This is a genomic window from Endozoicomonas sp. NE40, from assembly GCF_040549045.1.
Taxonomy (GTDB): Bacteria; Pseudomonadota; Gammaproteobacteria; order Pseudomonadales; family Endozoicomonadaceae; genus Endozoicomonas_A; species Endozoicomonas_A lisbonensis.
In genome coordinates this window covers 2753044-2773843 of the sequence record NZ_JBEWTB010000002.1, presented here as the reverse complement: position 1 = coordinate 2773843, position 20800 = coordinate 2753044, and the positions used below count along the sequence as shown (strand labels likewise).

General features: G+C 46.6%; 17 protein-coding genes. 5 read left to right on the top strand and 12 right to left on the bottom strand.

The window, feature by feature from the left end; translation table 11 throughout:
* Positions 1-114: 114 nt before the first annotated feature.
* Entirely contained in the window at positions 115-378 is a 264-nt protein-coding gene (locus V5J35_RS13430; RefSeq protein WP_354007626.1) for a hypothetical protein, read from the top strand.
* 235 nt (positions 379-613) lie between these two features.
* On the opposite strand, the gene V5J35_RS13425 is transcribed toward V5J35_RS13430, so the two are convergent.
* From V5J35_RS13425 to V5J35_RS13410, 4 genes are all read right to left on the bottom strand, one after another.
* A complete protein-coding gene (locus V5J35_RS13425; protein ID WP_354007625.1) occupies positions 614-2026 on the bottom strand; it encodes an HlyD family type I secretion periplasmic adaptor subunit in 1413 nt (470 codons plus the stop codon).
* Positions 2019-3875: a type I secretion system permease/ATPase gene (locus V5J35_RS13420; RefSeq protein ID WP_354016408.1), complete on the bottom strand. Its 1857-nt coding sequence runs from the start codon at positions 3873-3875 to the stop codon at positions 2019-2021. The genes V5J35_RS13425 and V5J35_RS13420 overlap by 8 nt, the downstream gene beginning before the upstream one ends.
* Positions 3799-4155 (bottom strand): cysteine peptidase family C39 domain-containing protein, encoded by a 357-nt coding sequence (locus tag V5J35_RS13415; protein WP_354016407.1) that lies wholly within the window; start codon positions 4153-4155, stop codon positions 3799-3801. The genes V5J35_RS13420 and V5J35_RS13415 overlap by 77 nt, the downstream gene beginning before the upstream one ends.
* 246 nt (positions 4156-4401) lie before the next feature.
* Positions 4402-5226, bottom strand: coding sequence for a DUF5718 family protein (locus V5J35_RS13410; protein ID WP_354007623.1), 825 nt, complete (start codon positions 5224-5226; stop codon positions 4402-4404).
* 203 nt (positions 5227-5429) lie between these two features.
* Between V5J35_RS13410 and V5J35_RS13405 the strand changes: the two genes are divergently transcribed.
* Positions 5430-6080: a hypothetical protein gene (locus V5J35_RS13405; protein ID WP_354007622.1), complete on the top strand. Its 651-nt coding sequence runs from the start codon at positions 5430-5432 to the stop codon at positions 6078-6080.
* Here V5J35_RS13405 and V5J35_RS13400 read toward each other — a convergent pair.
* The 5 genes from V5J35_RS13400 to V5J35_RS13380 all read right to left on the bottom strand — a co-directional run bounded on the left by V5J35_RS13400 (position 6057) and on the right by V5J35_RS13380 (position 13121).
* Positions 6057-7853, bottom strand: coding sequence for a hypothetical protein (locus V5J35_RS13400; RefSeq protein ID WP_354007621.1), 1797 nt, complete (start codon positions 7851-7853; stop codon positions 6057-6059). The two genes, V5J35_RS13405 and V5J35_RS13400, sit on opposite strands and share 24 nt — an antisense overlap.
* Positions 7854-8032: 179 nt before the next feature.
* Complete coding sequence (gene pntB, locus V5J35_RS13395; RefSeq protein ID WP_354007620.1) at positions 8033-9427, bottom strand: Re/Si-specific NAD(P)(+) transhydrogenase subunit beta; 1395 nt, start codon at positions 9425-9427, stop codon at positions 8033-8035.
* A 13-nt stretch (positions 9428-9440) separates the two neighbouring features.
* Positions 9441-10988, bottom strand: a complete 1548-nt coding sequence (locus V5J35_RS13390) for a Re/Si-specific NAD(P)(+) transhydrogenase subunit alpha (protein ID WP_354007619.1) — start codon at positions 10986-10988, stop codon at positions 9441-9443.
* Between the two features lie 526 nt (positions 10989-11514).
* On the bottom strand, positions 11515-12501 hold the full coding sequence (locus tag V5J35_RS13385) for a nickel/cobalt transporter (RefSeq protein WP_354007618.1): 987 nt from the start codon (positions 12499-12501) through the stop codon (positions 11515-11517).
* Positions 12498-13121 carry a DUF1007 family protein gene (locus tag V5J35_RS13380; protein WP_354007617.1) on the bottom strand — a complete coding sequence of 208 codons (624 nt, stop codon included), beginning with the start codon at positions 13119-13121 and terminating at the stop codon, positions 12498-12500. Before V5J35_RS13380 ends, V5J35_RS13385 begins: the two co-directional genes overlap by 4 nt.
* A 436-nt stretch (positions 13122-13557) precedes the next feature.
* On the opposite strand from V5J35_RS13380, the gene V5J35_RS13375 reads away from it, so the two are divergent.
* On the top strand, positions 13558-14235 hold the full coding sequence (locus tag V5J35_RS13375; protein WP_354007616.1) for a hypothetical protein: 678 nt from the start codon (positions 13558-13560) through the stop codon (positions 14233-14235).
* A gap of 164 nt (positions 14236-14399) precedes the next feature.
* On the opposite strand, the gene gorA is transcribed toward V5J35_RS13375, so the two are convergent.
* Both gorA and V5J35_RS13365 read right to left on the bottom strand, forming a co-directional pair.
* The gene (gorA, locus tag V5J35_RS13370) at positions 14400-15767 is read right to left on the bottom strand and encodes a glutathione-disulfide reductase (RefSeq protein ID WP_354007615.1); all 1368 of its coding nucleotides are present in this window, start codon (positions 15765-15767) and stop codon (positions 14400-14402) included.
* Between the two features lie 123 nt (positions 15768-15890).
* On the bottom strand, positions 15891-16340 hold the full coding sequence (locus tag V5J35_RS13365; protein WP_354007614.1) for a hypothetical protein: 450 nt from the start codon (positions 16338-16340) through the stop codon (positions 15891-15893).
* 545 nt (positions 16341-16885) lie between these two features.
* On the opposite strand from V5J35_RS13365, the gene V5J35_RS13360 reads away from it, so the two are divergent.
* On the top strand, positions 16886-17554 hold the full coding sequence (locus V5J35_RS13360) for a hypothetical protein (protein ID WP_354007613.1): 669 nt from the start codon (positions 16886-16888) through the stop codon (positions 17552-17554).
* 402 nt (positions 17555-17956) lie between these two features.
* Here the strand turns inward: V5J35_RS13360 and V5J35_RS13355 are convergent, their stop codons facing one another.
* Positions 17957-19642: an NAD-dependent malic enzyme gene (locus tag V5J35_RS13355; RefSeq protein ID WP_354007612.1), complete on the bottom strand. Its 1686-nt coding sequence runs from the start codon at positions 19640-19642 to the stop codon at positions 17957-17959.
* 701 nt (positions 19643-20343) lie between these two features.
* Between V5J35_RS13355 and V5J35_RS13350 the strand changes: the two genes are divergently transcribed.
* On the top strand, positions 20344-20673 hold the full coding sequence (locus V5J35_RS13350) for an ArsR/SmtB family transcription factor (protein ID WP_354007611.1): 330 nt from the start codon (positions 20344-20346) through the stop codon (positions 20671-20673).
* Positions 20674-20800: the final 127 nt, after the last annotated feature.

Below are 20800 nucleotides of genomic sequence, written 5' to 3'. Positions count from 1 at the left end.
TTTTCTATATAGGCCCTAACTTTTTTATGATCTTCTTTCCCTTTCCAATAATCATAGATATAGAACTTAAGATCCATGGTTTCTATATTTAGTCTTGATGCCTGACCCAATGGTATGCCGTCCAGGTCTGCAGATAAGGATAACGAGGGTGAAGACGCAGAAGACGAAGACGAAGACGAAGATGATGAAGACGAAGATGATGAAGACGAAGATGATGAAGACGAAGATGATGGCTTATCATCAAGCAGTTCTTCCAAGGTCAGGTCAGACCTGACCTGGAAATTATCGACAAAGTGCCCCTTGGGCTGTTCAACCGCTTTTTTGTTCGTTGCATCTTCAGCAGATGGGTTCGTTAATTCTGGCCGATCGGGTGCTTGACTGGGTTTTGCTTTTTTATTTCCGTTCTGATCAGAGCCGTCAGAAGAATCACCCTTGCGCTTTCTATTATCGCTTGGCATATAACTTACTCGGTGGGATTTAGATGAACAACAGCTTCAGGTTGGCTACCTCACTCGACATATGAGAATAGTTTAAGGTACACCATAAAACCAAATGAACAACGATTAACGTATAAATAACAGATTCGTTTTTAACCCGGTCATAAGGCCGTGAACTACATGGTTTCCCGAAAGACCTCTTTCTGGTAGCGCAACAGGGGGGAGAGGAAATATTCCAGTAAGCGTCGATAGCTAACGATAACATCAGCCGTCAATGTCATGCCCGGCTGTACTTTTATTTTTTTATGTTCTATTTGAAACCAGTCCCGATCCAGGTTGATATAAACTTGGTAAAACCAGCCTTTCTGTTCATCATTAATAGCATCCCCTGATATCTGGTCAACAATGCCATCCAGATAACCGTAACGAGTGTAAGGAAAGCTTTCCAGTTTTATCTGGACTTTCTGTTGCGGCTCTATCCAGCGAATGTCTTTATTTTGCACCATCGCTTCAACGATCAGTTTGGAATTGAGCGGTACAATGACCATAACCGGCTGGCCCGGTTGTACAACATCCCCGGTTGAATGGATCTGGATTTGTTGCACGATCCCGTCAATGGGTGCCGTTAAAATCTGGTTTTTTTCTCTTTGTTGTGCTTTTGATACGATCAGGGATGCGTGATCAATTTGCTGGATAGATCCCAGATATTCCCTGAGGTGCTGAGATATAAAAGCCTGGCGTTTTTGCTGCTTATCGGCCAGCAACGACTGGTACCGCGCCTGGTGCTCTTTATGACGCTGCGTCATGACCTTCAGTTGTTGAGCAGTATCAATTTGCTTTTCCCTGCGTATCAACCAGTCAACTTCTGACATCATCTTTTTGTCGTACAATGCTTTGCTGGATGCCGCCAGTTTGTCGTGGATAGGGCTGAGCAGTTTTAACCGGGTCAGCTCTTCATTATCGGCTACCAGGGTAGAGGCCAGTTCTTCAATGTTTTTATCCATGGCCAGATCCGATGACAGGAACGCTTCCAGCTCGCTTTTTAATGCGCTGTTTTCTGCCGCCCATCGTTGCGGCGAAGGAGCAGAAGAAAAAGAAATGCCCTTTTTCACCGCTTCCTGATTCAGATCTATAGAAACAGGGAGTGCCAGTCGCTCAGGATTGTTCATGATGGCTAACAGGGTTTCTTGCCTTAAAACGGATAAGGTCGCACTGATGATATCCTGGGTCGGCTGCTGGGTATTGGCTTCCATATCAGACGGGTTGGGCATCAGTTCAATCAGGGTATCGCCTTTTTGAACAATGGAACCTTCTTTTACATACACTTTCTCAACCCGGGCTACCTGAATCGGGCTTATTTTTTTTGAATATCCGTCCGGAATTATTCGGCCCTCCGCTTCGACGATAACATCGATTTTACCAAACCATGACCACAGAAAAGCGATCACAAATAGCATGCAGATACCTACGGTCAGTACATGTTTAAGGGGGGATGCCGGAGTCTCCAGAATCTCCACAGACGCAGGCAAAAAATCATTTTCTTCTTTTGATGAAAAAACAGATAACCACTTTTTTAAATACTTAGCCATTGTCCTGGTTACCTGACTGAATATTCCAGAGTTTTGCGTAATAGCCATTACGCTCTATTAAATCGTAATGGGGGCCATCTTCTGTAATTCTGCCGTTTTGCATCACTATTATTCGATCGCAACGCCTTATGGTCGACAACCGGTGTGCAATGGTGATCACGGTTCTGGACTCCGATATGGCATCCATATTTTGCTGCAGAATATATTCCGATTCATAATCCAGCGCCGATGTTGCCTCATCAAAGATAAGAATACGGGGGTTGCTAATCAGGGCCCGGGCGATAGCAATGCGCTGCCGTTGTCCTCCCGACAGGCCGATTCCCCGTTCCCCGAGTTCCGTATCGTAACCCCTTGCGAGACGGGTAATAAATTCATGAGCTCCTGCCAGCCTGGCGGCTTCAGTCACCGCTTCCATAGGCAGTAGCGGATCGGCATGAGCAATGTTCTCACGGATAGTACCGTTAAATAACGTATTCTCCTGCAATACAACACTGAGTTGTCGGCGCAGCCATGACGGATCCAGCAATGAAATGTCGTTGTCGTCTATTAAGACTTTGCCGCTGTTAGGCACATAAAGTCGGAGCAGTAGCTTTGCCAGTGTCGACTTCCCTGAACCTGACTCGCCAACAATGCCTATCCTCTGCCCCGCCGGGATATAAAGGTTGATATCCGTCAGCGTGTACTGCAGTTCACTGCTGTAGCTGAAATTAACATGTTCCATTTCAATCGCGCCACGCAGCTCGGCCATGGGGGGTTTATCAAGACTCTGCTGCGGCTCCCGAGGCGTATTAAGGACATCACCCAGGCGGGCGATAGAGATCCGGAACTGCTGGAATTCCTGCCACAACTGGGACAATCTTAAGATAGGCTGAGCCACCTGGCCGGACAACATATTAAACGCAATCAATTCACCGATGGTCAGGTTTCCGCTAATCACCTCTTTAGCCCCGAACCACAACAGTGCCACCGTAACAACTTTATTAATCAGCTGTACCAGCTGGCTGCCCACTGTACCCAAAACACTGCTGCTGAAAGTGGCTTTGGCATAACTGGACAGGTAACGCTCCCAGCGGGACTGCATACGGGGTTCAACCGCAGTTGACTTCAGGGTTTCCATACCCGTGATGGTTTCAGTCAAAAAAGCCTGGTTAATGGCACTGCGCTCAAAACGCTCTTTAGCACGATTATGCAATCCGGGGCTGATAAGGACCGAGAGTAAGATGTAAAAAGGAATCGAGCCAATAACCACCCAGGTCAGGGTTGGCGAGTAAAAATACATAACCGCAAACAGAACCACTGTAAAAAACAGATCCAGGATCAAAGTCATGGCGTTATTGGTGAGAAATTCCCGGATATTTTCCAGCTCCCGAACCCGGGCCACCACCTGCCCCACCGGACGGGAGCTGAAATAAGCGATAGGGATTTTCAAAAGATGCTCAAAAAGCCGACTGCCCAGCTCCACATCGACCCTGCAACTGGTGTGGGAAAAAAGGTACAGTCGCAATGTACCCAGGGCAATTTCAAACATCGACATCACCAGCAGGGCAATGACTATAACATTAAGGGTGGAAAGCGCCTGATGAACCAGAACCGTATCCATGACCACCTGAAAACCAATGGGTGTGATCAGGGCAAACAGCTGTAAAAAGAATGAGGCCAGAACGACTTCACCCAAGACCCGACGGTATTTGACAATAACGGGAAGAAACCAGCTGATACCAAAACGTTTCATGGAATAGGTTAAATCAAAGCGCCTGGTCATCCAGAGTGCTTCACCGCTCCACAGTTCCCAGAGCTCTTTCAGGGGTAATATGGACGGCTCCTGCCCAAAAAAATTGCACCATGGCAACGTTTTTTTCGGCGCTGATATCAGCAATGATAAAATAATCGTTATTACGTCCCTTTGCGATAAAAGGCACCGGAGATTTATGTAACCTGCGTTGTTTAACATTGACTTTTCTGGCCTTTAAACCAAGGCGGCGGGAAATCCTCACGAGATCATGTATCTCAATATCCGAGTCTTTTCCGGACAGTTCGTGTTGCAAAGAGTTGATATCAACATTTTTTTCATGAAACCTTAAAACCAAGGCCAGAGCAAACGAAGCTGAGTGTAGTTTTGAATCAGGCATTATTGATAGAGGGTTCCTGAAAAAGTTTTAATAAGTACGAAAGTTTAAAAATTACAATCAGATATAATGTAAAGGCTCTTTGCTGTTTGTTTGACTGAGAGATAGAAGAATAGAAGGTTTTTAAAGAAATGAGTGTGAAAGTATCGGTATCAGGACTGGGTTCTGGAATTTGATATTAAAAATGATGCCAGGGTAATTCTGAAAGTGCCTGCCACCAAAGCAGGCACTTTCAGTACGCAATAAAAATTACGCGACGCCCTGAATCAGGGTAGAAATACCTTTTTCTGCAAAGGTCTGATTCCGGGCCATTTCAGTGATCTGATCCTGAGAATATTGCTCACCGTCGTATACCACCACAATGCTGGTGTCACCAGATTGCAGGAAGTTGGTTTCACCGTATTCGGTATAGCGGGTCGCACCAATGCTGATCAGCGCCTGATGTGGATAACCTGCATCAGCCAGGTAACCAGAAATATCTTCTGCCGGACCGACGTCTTTCTGGTTATTCATGCGATCGATAATCCAGTTAAGCAGCTTCTCATGAAAGTAGCTGTAACCCACCACCGGACTGTCTTCACCATAACGGGCAACGCGGTCACCACGCTTATGAAAACTGGCAATACGGAAACGATCCAGAACACCACCCTGCGCCAGATGGTCCAGCTCAATCATGGTGCCGGAAACCCCCTTAGTCTGCTGTCCCCAGTTTTTCTTTTCACTGATTTTTTTAGCATTGGGTTTACGAATAGAACAGTCGTTATAGGCTGCAAACTTAACCGGTGTCAGCGCTGTTACTTTGCCTTTGTCGTAATGAATATCGCACAGCAGGGCAACCTCAGGCTCAATCTGCAGGTTGTCCGCATCATTAGGCGGAACAATTGTACTATTACACAGAGGGTAAGTAGCCAGAAAGCCAGCTTCTTCAGACGGTACATAGAACGGGAAAATAGCTTTAGGAGCTATCGCTTCTTCTGTTTTTACTGCCACAAAATCTGCAGCCTCACCCGCCTGCTCCAGATGACCGGCAAAGTTACCGGCAACGCCCAGTCCGATTACGTGCTTGAACGGCATAATCAATTAATCACTTTTGATCTTAAATTGTTGGAAACGGGAGTTTACAGGTACAGGGGGAACAGTTCGAGCCTGATGAATGTCTGGCTGAGCTGAAAAATTACGCTTTTTCAATGGTCCGGCCTGTTTAGTCATATACTTCTTAACAGCACTCACCCAATGATGACTCTGCGTTTAACTCTGCGTTTAAACAGGTACTGGGTATGCCCATCAGTCAATTCGACCTGGAACCAGGCGATATCCTCCTCATGCACGGTGTGAACAGTGATGCCACAAGAGAGTTGATACACAGCCACGCAGCTGTTGTGGCCACGACGAATGAGGGGGGAGCAGGAATCCCTATAGTGTTCGATATCATCGGTACCTATGGATTCCAAAAGATACCAATGCCAAGGTCGCGCCAGCTTCCCTACTCAGTCTTCCGGCTAAAAGTAAGAGATATCGGCTTCAGGGTGGCTACAACAGGATATTTGTGGTTCGGCCATAGTGAAGTCGTTACGCCAAACCCGAAAAGGGAGGCAACGACTATACGCGGTGTATATAGTCGCACATCTCTCGTGACAGCTTTTTTAGGTAGCCCAAATTTTGGGCCTAAAGCAGCGGAATATGCCAGGAAGCTATGCGAAAATCACAGGAACTTTCCCCCGGATGAATTACAGAAAAGTAAGGCAGGGTTGTTTTCGGGAGTGACCTGCACCTACCTGCCGATTGCTCTTTATCAAACCATCCTTGGTGTCACTGGCTCCGAAGAATTTATGGCGATAGATGCCAGAAAATCATTACCCAAGGATCTGGCAAAATACCTTCATAGCAATAAACACTGGGAATTTTTAGGGTTGTGCGAAAAAGAATAATCTTTGTAGTTGTCTGTAAAAGTATTGAAAAATAAGCACCAAACCAACTTCATCTTCCGAACACTGCCCTGAACCTTCTCCATCAGGGGGGAGTCTGGGCAGGTAAAGCGTCGGGTAGTCATTTCCCCAGACTGAGGATTGGTAATGTTCTTCAAATGATGTGGCCTCGTAGTAATGGTCAAGATAATCAAACAGTAGTGGCATATGGGTATCCCCTGAATCACTAAGCAACCCAATAAATAAAATCGGCCCTCTTTGTTGCCAACGAACGATGGCGGCCAGGACAGGGTAGAATTTATCAAGCTCTGGCAGCATTCTGTCATCGCAAAAAGGGTGTCCCGGCTTGAAAGATGGCTGACGCCAGCATGTTCCATTAAAATCCACGACTTCTGTCTCAACTACATCAAACACTCTCGGGTCAAACCTCTCATCTGGCCAGCTTATGACCAGAAAGTTGGCTTCGGGATGATTTACTACTGCAGACTGGGCGCTTTCCATGGTAACAGGAAAGTTCAAATTATCGTTTACACGGTTACTGGTGACTTGAAAGTGGGTATCCTTCTGCATAGTGGTGGCCAGCATGGGGATTCCCAGACTTTGTAAAAAAAACGATAACGCGGCATTGCCAGAAAAAATCTCAAGTCCGGAAAGGGTTATATTCCGACTTGTTGCCCAGCTATTAAGTTGCCGGACAACAGGCCTCAGCCACTCAAGGGAAGGAGTAAAATACATACCATACTCTCTTCGCAGCCGGCTATCATCAGCGCCTGCTATAACCTGATAGGTCTTTCTCAGCTCTTCGAAGGATTCCTCTACAGTGTGGCTGTTGAGATATTTGGCGAACCAATCCCAACATGGCGAATACTCCCGGTAATCCTGCGTGAAATGTCTGGGTAAAAACGCCATCTCTAATATTGGCTGACCAGCAGGCAATACCCCGTTAGTCAAGTCTGTAAAGTAGGAACTCTCCACCCAGACTCTTTCTTCTGCCGCACTGGAAGGACTTTCAACACCAAGCCTGCGATCACGAAAATCCTGAAGGTATCTTAATGCCTCCTCTCTTCCGTACCGGTTTAGAATCAAGGCAAACCTCGTCCAGTACAATAAAAAAGCAAAAATCCTAGGATCTAAATTATATACAACGCCATTAACAACTATTACTCTCGTGGTCAAATCAGCAAACTCCGCACCGGAACTGATCATGCTTATCAGAATGCCAATATATGTACCCGCAGTTTGTGGTGTGAAGTCGATCAGGCTTAATGCCAGTGACTGACCAGACGATATTTCTTCTTCCAGAACTGCGGTGGCTCCTTCCTCCGGCGCATTTTCCCCGACTTCTGTTTCCTGGACCACTGTAGCTGTAGCGTCGTCATCCTGTGTGCTGTCCTGATCAACGGTTTGCTCCTGGCCATGCGTGACCGGATATATATAAAAATCAGTTTGCCAGGGAGGGGGAGGCAAGTTACGAATGACATCGTAGGAGTTCATATCCCCTCTGCTTTTTTTATTAAAGCCAGCATTACTATCAAGAATATTTTTTTCCGGTGGAATTATCTCTTCGAGAAAGGGTTTGTTGATTAGCGGCCCATGGAATAATAGATAACCCGGCGTAACTTCAGCCTTAATCTGGAAACTAAGCAAAGTTAATGAAACAAAAAGCAAAATGATTTTGTGTTTGCTTACCGGCTCATAACTTTTTTTATTCTGCCTGTTACTGCAGCCACAAGCTCCGCACTGACTATGCGCTAACACAGAAATAACCCCAAACATACTATTTATCTTTTGTCTTTTTTGCCACAAAGCAGATGAGGTGGTCAGGATGAATCTGACCGGAGTCCACAAAATCTGCAAAAAACGTCACGCAATGAATATAGATAAAAACCTGGAGTTTTGGGGAATGTGCGAAAAAAAGGAGCAGACTGGCATCTGCTCCTGTCATAATGAGTGACTCAGAACTGCTTCAAAATACCCTGTACCGTGTCGTTGGCATCACCAAACAACATACTGGAGTTTTCCCTGAAGAACAGCGGATTCTGCACACCGGCATAGCCCGTCGCCATAGAGCGTTTAAACACAATGACCTGACCTGCTTCCCAGACGCGCAAGACCGGCATTCCGGCAATCGGGCTGCCCGGATCTTCCTCTGCAGCCGGGTTAACGGTGTCATTTGCACCAATCACCAGTACCACATCGGTATCGGTGAAATCGTCGTTGAGTTCATCCATTTCTTCCACGATGTCATACGGCACTTTCGCTTCTGCCAGCAGTACGTTCATGTGACCTGGCAAACGTCCCGCAACCGGGTGAATGCCAAAACGAACGTTAACGTTCTGGTCACGCAGTTTAGTAACCAGTTCACGCAAAGGGTGTTGCGCCTGAGCCACAGCCATACCATAGCCGGGAGTGATAATGACGCTGGATGCGTTTTTCAGCATTTCAGCCACATCTTCCACATTCACTTCCGTATGCTCCCCCTGCTCACCACCTTCGGCCATGGCTCCTTCTTCAGCACCAAAACCACCCAGAATCACAGAGACAAATGAGCGATTCATAGCAGCACACATCAGGTAAGACAGAATCGCACCGGAAGAACCGACCATGGCACCGGTAATAATCAACAGGTTATTATTCAGCATGAAACCGGTGGCTGCGGCAGCAATACCAGAATAGGCATTCAGCATGGATACCACCACAGGCATATCCGCACCGCCAATCCCCATAACCAGCGTTATACCAAAGACAAGCGCAAAGGCAGTCATCAGCAACAGGGCCAGCAGACTGTTCTGCTGTACATAAACCACGGCCATCAGTACCGCAAAACCGATAATGGCAAGGTTGCTCCAGTGACCACCCGGCAAAGAAGCAGGGCGGCTGGAAATTCTGCCATGCAGCTTCAGACAGGCCACCACAGAACCACTGAAGGTAATAGAACCGATAATGACGCCAAATGCGACCTGAATGTCGTGTATCAGCGCTTCAGAAGAAGGCACCAGACTTTCAACAACAGAAACATTCATGCCTTCAATGGCCGTGGAGAAACCAATCAGTACCGCAGCCAGACCACCAAAACCGTTCAGGATGGCGACCAGCTGAGGCATCTCGGTCATTTCCACTTTCTTCGCCAGGTACAAGCCAATGCCTGCACCAGCAATCATCAGCACAGTCACCAGGGTAATACCCGTGACATGAGCATGAGCCAGGGTAGCCAGAACGGCTACGGCCATACCCACCATGCCATAGAGACTGCCACTTCTTGCGCTTTCCTGACGGCTGAGACCCGCAAGACTCATAACGAACAGCAGGGCTGCTACCAGATAAGCGGATACAAGTAATCCTTCGGACATTTCCACTGACTCCTTACTGGTCCCTGATGAACATTTTCAGCATACGCTGGGTAACGGCAAAGCCGCCGACGATATTGATCATGGCGACCACCAGCGCAATACCCGACAGTGCCAGTACAACCGGACTGTCACTGCCCATCTGTACCAATGCCCCTACAACAACGATGCCACTGATGGCATTCGTCACACTCATCAATGGTGTGTGCAGTGCTGCAGTCACATTCCAGATTACGTAATAGCCGACAATCGACGACAACACAAAGACCGTCACATTCTCAAGGAAATTGTGTGGAGCAGCATCAGCAACCCACGCAAACAAAGCGACACCGACCGCCAGTAATGCCGGTTTGAGCCATGGGCGGCTGGCTTTTTCTTCTTTCACTTCCGGTGTTTTAGCCGGTTCTGGTTTAGCAGCGGGTGCCGCACTGACTTTCACTGGCGGAGGTGGCCAGGTGATGTTGCCTTCCTTGATGACCGTCAGACCACGAACCACTTCATCATCGAAATCGATCACAAGGTTGCCGTCTTTTTCCGGAGTCATCAGCTTCAGCATGTTGACGAGATTAGTACCATAAAGCTGGGAAGACTGAGTTGGCAAACGGCTTGGCATATCGGTAAAGCCGATCACCGTAACACCGTGTTTTACCACGGCCTGGTCTTTCTCAGTGCATTCGCAGTTGCCACCGGTTTGTGCCGCCAGATCAACCACCACACTGCCGGGTTTCATGGCTTTAACCATGTCTTCGGTGATGAGTTTTGGTGCCGGGCGACCGGGAATCAGGGCAGTGGTGATGATGATGTCGACGTCTTTGGCCTGCTCCATAAACAGTGCCATTTCTGCATCAATAAATGCCTGACTCATTTCCTTTGCATAACCGTCGGAAGAGTCCTGCTCTTCTTCCTCGCTCAATGGAAGGTCAAGCTCCAGGAACTCTGCCCCCATGCTTTCAACCTGTTCCTTAACCTCAGGGCGCGTATCGAAGGCACGAACAATGGCTCCCATACTACCGGCAGCCCCCAGAGCCGCCAGCCCCGCAACACCGGCACCAATGACCAGAACCTTTGCGGGTGGAATTTTACCGGCTGCGGTAATCTGGCCATTAAAAAAACGACCAAAATGATGGGAGGCTTCAACTACAGCGCGATAGCCGCCAATGTTAGCCATAGAGCTGAGGGCATCAAGAGACTGGGAACGTGACAGGCGGGGTACGCTGTCCAGAGCCAACACATTGATGTTGCGCTGGCTGAGCTGTTTCATCAGCTCTTCGTTCTGGCCGGGCCAGATAAAGCTGGCGAGGGTAGCACCCTCTTTCAGCAGGGCAATTTCATCGTTCGTTGGCGCATTCACCTTCATAACGATGTCAGAAGCCCAAACCGAGCTACGCTCTGCCAGTTCAGCGCCGGCTTCTGTATAAGCCGTATCGTCAAAACTGGCTTTACTGCCAGCTCCGCTTTCAATAACGATGTCGTAACCGAGCTTGATTAACTTCTTGACGGTGTCGGGAGTTGCCGCCACCCGGTTTTCATTATCCTGAATCTCTTCAGGGATCCCTATTCGCATATCGGTCACCTGGTTATTATCAAAGACATGATCAGGGGGTGTGATCGAATGACTAATGTCGTTTATACCGCAGTCGTTTATATCGCAAAAAAAGCAGACGTCAGCCAGCATGGCAGCTCAACCAACATAACAGCTCTTAGTATGCGCCTGGCGTATCAACCATGGCTTTTTTTTATTAGCCGCATTCCCTCCATGAATCACGGCCGGATAACTTAGACAAACGTCTAAGATCTCCACTGGATCGCACATACTATGTGATTTTCATAAAAAGTGGTAATTAACCAGGGCAAAGAGGACGAGTACTTAAAGAAATGGTCATTTCTTCAGAGTGCGTCACAAAAAAGATCGGGAAATGACAAGAGCAAACAGAGATAATCAAGCGCAACTAAACGGCACATCACTTTTATCTTCCACTACATACAGAGCCTGAAAAAATGTGAGAAGCAACTTAATGCAAGCAGCTCCTCGCTCTTCCCCCTCCGATCTTTAATGAAGGCTTTCAAAGTATCTCTTCCGGAAAACCGGATCACATAGTCAACATCGGTGATAACCCTGTGCTTTGAGAGTTCATTAACAGTAATCCCAGCAAAATCAGCAGGGTACCTCCCAATAGTTGTAAGCTGTATCCAGCCCATTGCCAGCGTTGTTGTTGATGAGCATGTTTTGATGACAGGTAACGACGGACAATTTGTTTGCCCGACAGTGTCATCAGTGCCAGAGTCGAGGTTGTGATAGCCGTTCCCATGGACATCAACAAAGCACTGATTACCCCCATCCAGTAAAGCCCAACCATGTTCGCAAAGAACAGCACCATGATAGCTCCGGTGCAGGGGCGCAAGCCGATACTCATAATCACACTGATATATTCACGCAATGAGGAAGCCTGGTTAACGGCTTCCGGAGATGCTACATGCTGGTGACCACAGCCACATGAGTGATCATGTTCTTTATGGTGACTGCTGCATGCTTTTTTTCGGGTGACTTTTTTCTGAAAGAGTTGTCTGAATACCCGCCAGCAGATCATTACACCCAGAACACTGATCAGAAAGCTGCTCAACGTCATAAAACTCAGTGCATGTCGGTTAACGTCCCGGGTTGAGCCACTTAGCCCCCACAACAGGACACTGACCAATGCGACAGCCACCATCGCCTGACAAAAGGCTGAAACAGCGGTAAGAATCAGGCTTGTTTTTGCCTTGGCTGGCTGTGTTGCCAGATAGGTGGTCACAATCACTTTACCGTGCCCGGGTCCCAGTGCATGCAGAATGCCATACAGAAAACTGAATCCTGCCAGATAACCGCCAGATACCAGTGGGTTTTCCCTGGCATCATAGAGCAGATCAGCCAGTTGGTTATTTACAATGCGTTGCCACTCGGTACTTTTTAACACTAATGTGGGCCATGCCTGCCACAATTGGTAACAGATCATAGCCATGACAACGATCAGACTGGTTAAAGCAACCCGGTGAAACCCGGTTGGAGTGGCACTGCTTGAATAAGTGTCTCGTATCATGGCCTTACCTCCTTACCTGACTCTACGGAACAATGAAAACGAATGCTTTGGGTAAATATTTGTCCGAGGGTGTTATCCGGATCGGCATCTTCAGACAGTGTAAGGGCATAACTCATCTGTTGTGGTGTCGGATTGGGGGGAACCAGTTCAAGTTCACACTGTTTTGCTAATTCGTCCGATAAGCTGACGCTGCTTTTGGCAGGCCAGCTCATATCGGTATAGTGAGTTGGCTCGAAAATTTGTAACTTCAGTGAGTCTTTTTTCAAAGGCTCAGGCTTTAACAGTGGCAGGTTAAAAGTCAAAACCAGTCGAGCGCGGTTACGATGGAATTTTGCATCAGTGGCGGTGCTGAGCCCGATAGTTCTGTCACCATCAAGGAAATGTGTGAAATAGTGCTCTTTCTTTATGTTTTCCATTACAGACGCAACAAGCTCTTCCAGAGCTTTCTGTAGCTCCTGTGGAGACTTCTTCTCTCCCTCAAGCATAAAGGCTGAGGACATGGCATCAAAAGTCCACTCCATTTGAAAACCAGTAATCACACCCTCTTTGCCTTCAATATGAGTTTTCATATCGACCCATGAATGCGGGTGTGCCAGGGCAGGGGGAGAGCCTGAGAACATAAAAACAAAAATTGCCAGGCAGACCAGCGTATTGAATCTTCTACAATAAAATAGCAATCTGGGAACCATAAAAAACCTTGGGACACGTACCAGAGAAATAGTCGGTAAATGGGAAAGGTGGTTATTATTTTACCAACCGGTCAGCTTACTTATCAGTTGATCAAAAAAAGACCATTAAGGGTGAGCTGCAGTATATCTTTTTAGAATCCTTAATACCTTTCTTTGTCAGTAAAGGTTTGGCAACTTTCAGTGAGGTCCATCACTGTCCTTCTACAGATTTAACCCTCTTATCAGCACCATCCCTTCCTGCCTTGCAGACTTTGAGAAACTGCAGAAATGTCAAATTATTCTGGTGTATATTGTACGACGATGAGCTGGGCTTGTGTACCATGCAAGAACTGCCTCCATTCCATTCGGCAATTGAGGTTAGATAGTAGTGTTTCCGTTCAATGAAGCTATTGAGGTGGCGAATTCTTACGACAGAGAATTTTTAACTAATTTCACTCATATTTTGAATATTGAAATGTCTAAAGTACACAGCATAGTAGAAGATGATCTGAGGCTCACATACAGTGAAGAAAGGCTTAATACCGATATGAAACTGGATTTGCCACGATTAAGATACTATGTTGGCGAAAAAGAAATTACAGATTTCGGTAACGCTAAACAGACCCTGCTAAACTTTTCTAATGCTCTGAAGGATCCCCGTTATAGGTGGGTTATACAGTATTTAGAAGAATTATCATCAATTCTTCATCAGGGCGTTGTTCAAATGATTTACGAAGCCAAAAAACAATGTCGAAATGCCAGCTGGCACCATAAATTTGATTTCAGGATAGAACTGTTAACTCATCATAGAACAGATCGTGGTATGTCTTTTTGTATAATGCCCGAAAACAAGGTGCTTATTTGTATAGCCTGCGATATATCAAATATTCTAATGAGTGATCACTCTCTTGTACCAACGAACCCTTCTTTAAGTCGATTTGAAACGGCTCTTGTTGTGACTTTTTATCCTGAGCCAGCCTATAACGCTTATGGTGCCAGACTAAGAGCTTTGATGTCAGATACGGGGCGTGTGGGGTATTCTATGAGGCTGTATCCTTTGATCTGATAACGCAATTGATGAATAGCTGATGCTCTTTTCACTACCTCCAAACAGCAGTCATTTCCAATATGGAAGGAGCCTGAAAAAGACTCCTTTTAGATGCTAAATCAACATTTAGTACTTTTTTTCCACTATGGATATATGTCTTTTTTAATTCTCCAATCCAAAAACTATCTCATGGTAACGAATTCTTCCGCCGACGTCGGATGAATAGCAACGGTATTATCAAAGTCTGCCTTGGTTGCCCCCATTTTCAAAGCAACAGCAAAGCCCTGCAGCATTTCATCGGAACCATGACCGATACTGTGGATACCCACAATTTTCTCTTCCTTGCCTGCTGTTACCAGCTTCATTTTGCTGGGCTGCCGATGACTGGTCAGAGCTGAGTACATCGCGGTGAAACCACTGTTATACACTTTGATATTATCTTCACCGTAACGCTCAACGGCTTCTTTTTCAGTTAAACCGACGGTTCCGATGGTTGGGTGGCTGAAGACCACCGTCGCTACGTTGTCGTAATCCAGATGTTCTTCCGGCTTGTTATTAAACAGTCGCTCAGACAGGCGACGACCAGCAGCAACGGCAACTGGTGTCAGTTCTATCTTGCCAATGTTGTCACCCACCGCATAAATGCCTGGTACATTGGTATTCTGGAATTTATCCACAGGGATATAACCACGCTGATCGGTCTCAACACCTGCAAATTCAAGATTAATACTGTGGGTATGAGGTTTCCGTCCCACGGCCCAGATGACTGTGTCGACGTTCAGGCTGTTGCCATTTTCCAGATGAACCGTCAGGCTGCCGTCGCTTTCTTTGGTGATTTTTTCTGGTACAGAGTGCGTATGCAGGGCGGGGCCTTCTGCTTCCATAATGTCCACCAGCGTATCAGACAACATGTCATCAAAACTGCGCAAAGGCTTATGTCTGCGAACCAGCAGGTGCGTTTCACTGCCCAGCGCATGAAGCACGCCTGCCAGCTCAACAGCAATATATCCAGCCCCCAGCACTGCCACCCGTTCAGGCCGCTCGTTCAAATCAAAGAAGCCATCAGAATCAATACCGTATTCAGCTCCGGGAATCTGCGGAATGGCTGGTTCGCCACCGGTGGCAATAGTAATGTGATCAGCGGTGTACTGTACGCCATTGACTTCAACGGTTTTTGCATCAACAAAACGACCGTAGCCGTTAATAACCGTAACTTTGTTGTTACCCAGTACCCGGTCATAGGACTGATGGATGCGCCCGATATACGCTTCGCGACTTTCAACCAGTTTTTTCCAACTGAAGTTTTTAAGTACAGAATCATGGTCAAGATCAAAGCCATAATCCGGGCCATACTTCACCGCATCGGATATCTGACCGGCAAACCACATAGCTTTTTTAGGAACACAACCAACATTCACGCAGGTGCCGCCAAGGTGTTTAGCCTCGATCAGGCCCACTCTCGCACCGTGCATAGCCGCGCGGTTTGCTGTGCCGATGCCACCGCTGCCACCACCAATTACCAGATAGTCAAAGTGTGTATCTGTTGTCATACCCTTTACTCCAAGATCGGAACCCGTCTGTTTTGTATATTGGGTCAGTATTTATTATTTAAAGTTTCTGGCAGGGATGTATGTCCTGCAAGGCTCCCTGCACTGGTTGATCGTTCGCTGCTTTCACCTGAGTGGACGGGTCGATATTTCCATATGCCCCGTTCTCACATTTACAGTGATAAGGTACTGAAAGTCAGGGTCACCATAGTGCAAAAATGAAAAGATAAAAACGTCTGCCGGCTGAAAGATGGGTACATCTTCCACCCGCTTAAGCTGATAACCGTCCTGAATAAATATCTCAGAGTTCCTGACTAACTGCTCAGCCTTGTTGATCCGGGTACTCTGATCATATTTTGGTACCACTGATGGGTTATCCGGATAGCGTTTCCCGTCATAAGCCATCAGCCTGAGCGAACCATTGCTCCAGACATAAAAGTCTTTCCAGCCATTGCTCGTATGATCAGAGAGAAGAACAGGCTCCCGGGTCACCGTCATTCGACTAATTCGCCCCCCCTGGACACTGCATAAAAAAGCGGTGCAACCACCACTGCCACAGTAGTTGATATCAGTCATAAGCACGAGTGTTTCTAAGCGCCCGTCACCATTTAAATCAGCTTGCCCATATTTAAGATCAGCAAGAGCTGGAAGGGGGGCGTTATCACTGTCGTTTTCCCTTACACATTGTCGATACCTGTCTTCTGTAAATGTTGACGATGTCTTCGATGTAGCTGAAACAGAAGATTCTGGTACAGGGTGCCTGTGACAGGCAGTAAGCAGGAAAAACGCTGCAAAGGTGAGGCGCAGGTATTTCATGATTTAGGATTACATATTGACCAGTCTCAGAGCTATTACCATGTAAAAGATTTCATTCTACCGTTTTCGAAGCCGTTGTGCTGTTCAAAATACGTCCATATTTTTGCCACCCCCAGAGAGTAGCTTAAGTTTGTTAATAACTACTCATTTTTTTACTCCCAATTTTCATTTTTAGCCTTCCTCATAACGTTTTTACCGGGCTGTAAAGGCGTTTACTCTGAATCTGTCAGTGAATTTTGAACAGTTCCGTTTGTTAATGGTTTGGAATAGACTTCTGATGTTTTTTGACACTTCAGTTTATAGAAATGACTATGAAAATATTCTTCTTTGATTTGGATGAAACTCTTTTTGTTAATGAACACCGTCTTGAAAAGTTAACTGTAACCCAGTGCAACAATTTGGATCGTGGAGAAAATAATGCATGCATCGTCCACTTTACTGATAAAGAAAATACTTCTTCGGGAATGATTGGGCTTTATGCGACGCTTCATCATATTGTGTTTCAATACCTCTCGTTGACTCGAAATGATAACTACACTTTTATAGTGACCGATTCTTCGTACAGTCCGACACGGATTTGTCAGTGGCTAACTAAAATGTTTCACTGTGATCATTTTTTTTCAACGATACCGATTTTTAATCGAAATATGTATCCAATCTCCGTTTCGAAGGGCACTCGGGTCATGCATATATTGGGTCAATATGGTTTTTTGAACTCTCCTGAATGGCGATCACCAACACTTCCAAGATTATGGTCATCAGCAATCGCTCCCGTTCGCAACTATGGGACTCATGAAAGTATTGGCTCAAACCGCTTGCCTTATGGAGTCGACGCTCCTGTACTCAAGCACTGCTATTTGATTGATAATAGTTTTTTTCATCGGAATTCAGCAGCTTATTATGGTATTCAAGCAGTTGACCCAACCAAGGAAGATTATCCGGAAAAACTCAAAAACATCATTTTTTTTAAATAAAGTGCTACACAAAGCCACAAAGTGACACGAAAGAGCGAAACAGGTAACACTTTATGCCGCCACTAATGAGCGAGCGATGAATGAGGAGAAAGATGAGATTTATAAAAAGTGCCTATGAAACCTGGGCTTCGGGCAATTTATACAACGTTGTCACAACATTGGCACAACGTTTGATTATAGATGACTGAAAGCAAACATTGCCGCAATAAAAATAATAATAAGGCAGTGGATCAGCCAATAATAAAAATAATAATAAAGGCTGGTGTTAAGTGGATTGGTTTGCAGGGTTGATCACAACGGTCTGAAAACCAATCCACTTACTTTCTTTTTTTTATCTCTCCTGATTTCAGCCTCCTGAAGACAAGCCAGACCCTGAAAGCCCGACCCGTTCAGATGCCTTGATCAGCAATAAGACATACGAATACGTCTATATTCCGGGCTCCAGCGCTTTTCACGAATACGCTGTTCAATTTCCGTACGTTCGGTTTCCGGAGCCAGTTCTTCCTTCTGAGCCTGCAAAGCCACTGCCAGCGCAATGTCGTTTGTCACTCGCTGAATGCTGTCCAGAGTTGGCAGCAGAGGCGCTTTACGGTTGATCAGTGCCGGGGAGGACAGTGCCAGAGTCTGAACCGCAGCGTCCAGCATGCCATCAGAAATACGACGTGCGCCGCTAGCCAGTGCGCCCAGACCCAGACCCGGGAAAATATAGATATTGTTGCACTGGGCGACTGGGTAACTGCGACCTTCAAAGCTTACCGGATCAAACGGACTGCCAGTAGCAACCAGAGCCTTACCCTTACTCCACTTGATAATATCTTCAGGAGCGGCTTCAACCTGACTGATCGGGTTAGACAGCGGGAAAATAATGGGCCGTTCGTGGTTCTGAGACATCTGTTCGATAATCTCCTGAGTGAACAGACCCGGCTGTCCGGAAACCCCAATAATGGCATCAGGTTTGGCATGCTTCACAACGTCAGCCAGAGAAACCGCACCATCAGTCATCCATGGCTGAATATCATCGTGCTTTTGCGCCAGCTTCTGCTGGAATGCACGCAGGTCAGACATTTCATCGTGTACCAGACCAAAACGATCCACCATGTAGATACGCTTGCGGGCTTCTTCTTCAGACAGACCTTTCGCCATCATCAGGCGGATAATCTGTTCCGCAATACCACAGCCTGCAGAACCAGCACCAAGGAATGCAACGTTCATATCCTCAATGGATTTATCAGCCGCCTTGGCAGCCGCCAGCAGCGTTGCGGCAGTAACCCCGGCAGTACCCTGAATGTCATCATTAAAGCTGCACAGCTCGTCGCGGTAAGTTTCCAGCAGCGGAGTTGCATGGTTAATGGCAAAATCTTCAAACTGCAGCAGGGCATTTGGCCAGCGACGCTTCAGAGCCTTAATAAAGCTGTCTACAAACTCGTAGTACTGCTCATCGTCAATTCGCTCATGTCTCCAACCCAGGTAGTTCGGGTCTTCCAGCAGCTTCTGGTTGTTGGTGCCGCAATCAAGCATAATCGGCAGAGTCTGGTTTGGCGTAATACCACCAACAGCGCTGTAAAGCGACAGTTTACCGATACAGATGCCCATACCACCCACACCCTGGTCACCCAGGCCAAGAATACGTTCACCGTCGGTTACTACAATCACTTCAATATTGCGTTTGAAGTTGGCCAGCATAGCATCCATACGGGCACGTTCCGGATAGGAGATGTAAAGACCACGTGGGCGACGATACAGATCGCTGAAACGCTGACACGCCTGCCCAACCACCGGCGTATAAATAATGGGCAGCATTTCTTCCAGATGGCGCTGCACCAGGGCATAAAACAGCGTTTCGTTGGTGTCCTGCAGGGAGCGCAGATAAATGTGCTTCAGAATTGGGGTGGGTTTAATCGAAAACGACTTGTAAGCACGACGACACTGTTCTTCCAGTGTTTCAACACGAGGTGGCAGAAGGCCATGCAGGTCCAGCTCACTCCGTTCTTCCAGAGTGAAAGCTGTACCTTTGTTCAGCAGTGGGTTTTCTAACAGCATCCGTCCGGATAAACCTGTATGGATGCTGTGGGATTCGGCTCGGCTCATTTCGAAATTGCTCACTCGTGTTCAGAAAAGAGTTTGTGTGTAAATACTAGGGCTAGCAGTGATCATTAAACAGACAGGACATGCCGCAACGTCATGCGTGAATGCACCGCATTGCCTTGAGTAGAACAGGAAATAAACTTGTTTATGCAAATTTTCTTCACTGCCTGCAAAGGTCAGTTTTTAAGAAAAACCGCCCCTTATTAGACGACTTAAGACTTTTAGCGTTTCGACGACGTAACACTTGCAACCCAAAGTTACACTATTTGTGCTGTGATGTAACATACATCAGATTGTTTTTTGCGCAGTACCGATCAAGCCTACTAGTGGATAGTACGTACATCTTGGATTTTATTGTAATGATTCGAAACTGGCACGCTGCTTGTATAGTAATGAGGTATAAAAACAATAAAAGCCTAAATAATAATAACTACCTTATAGCAGTCGTGCAGCGGAATAATAAGAATAATAAAACTGCCTGTTTTTTTCCTCTTACTTCTACTTCAAAGCTTACCCTTAATGGTCTGCCCTCTTCGGGTCATCAATCGTTTTATACATCAGAGATGACATTACATCTGCGATTTAATGTACACAGTCTATTTCAACGACTCTTCAAACCGAATGAATAAAGACTTTTTCTATTCGATTGAAGAGGTTAGACTCCCTTGGAGCCCTCAATCAGTAAAACCCAGAAAATGTAACCTATGACTGACTCCCAGCAGACATGCTTTACAGAAATCCCCGGTTTATCCGATGAGCGTCTGACCCGACTCGCCTCATTGTTTCGCCTGCTGGGTGATGAAGGACGATTACGGCTCGTCATGGCCTGCCTTGATGCTCCGCAACCTGTATGTTGCCTGTCTGAAATTGCAGGTATGTCCCAGCCCCTCACCAGCCACCACCTGCGAGGTTTGCGAGAGGCGCGTATTCTTAAATCATCCCGGAAGGGAAAGCAGATGCTGTATGAACTGGACGATTATCACATTCGCCATGTGGTTCTGGATCTGGCGAATCATGTACTGGAAGACGAATAACTCACGACCCCATGAGCCTGTCTGAAAATGGCAGGTTCATCACCTTCTGCCTGCCACTAAACCTTTCCATACAGCGGGCGACCCATAGTTCTTCAATCGCTATGGGGCAACAGTACCAAACAAGAAA